Origin of the sequence: Kluyvera georgiana ATCC 51603 (assembly GCF_001654985.1) — a bacterium.
Taxonomy (GTDB): domain Bacteria; phylum Pseudomonadota; class Gammaproteobacteria; order Enterobacterales; family Enterobacteriaceae; genus Kluyvera; species Kluyvera georgiana.
The window spans coordinates 1-332 of record NZ_LXEU01000149.1; the positions used below are offsets into that span (position 1 = coordinate 1).

The 332-nt window shown below is 50.6% G+C and carries 1 protein-coding gene; it reads right to left on the reverse strand.

Annotated features, from left to right (window positions below; all coding sequences use genetic code 11):
* Positions 1 to 332: IS3 family transposase (locus tag M989_RS24075; protein WP_074398856.1), on the reverse strand; the 332-nt coding region annotated here is incomplete at both ends.

Here is a 332-nt window from a genome sequence, read left to right on the forward strand (position 1 = left end):
CGCGTTCCGTAGATCTTTTTCTTTATCCGTTCACGTTTCAACAACTGGAAAAAACTTTCTGCAACCGCATTATCATGGCAGTTACCGCGACGGCTCATGCTACCCTCCAGGCCGTGTGATTTCAGGAACGACTGCCACTCATGGCTTGTGTACTGACTGCCCTGATCCGAATGAACCAGCACCTGTTTTTCGGGATTACGCCGCCATACAGCCATCAGCAGTGCGTTCAGGACAATGTCCTTTGTCATCCGGGATTGCATGGACCAGCCGATAATTTTGCGTGAGAACAGATCAACAACAACGGCAAGATACAGCCAGCCTTCGTGGGTCCT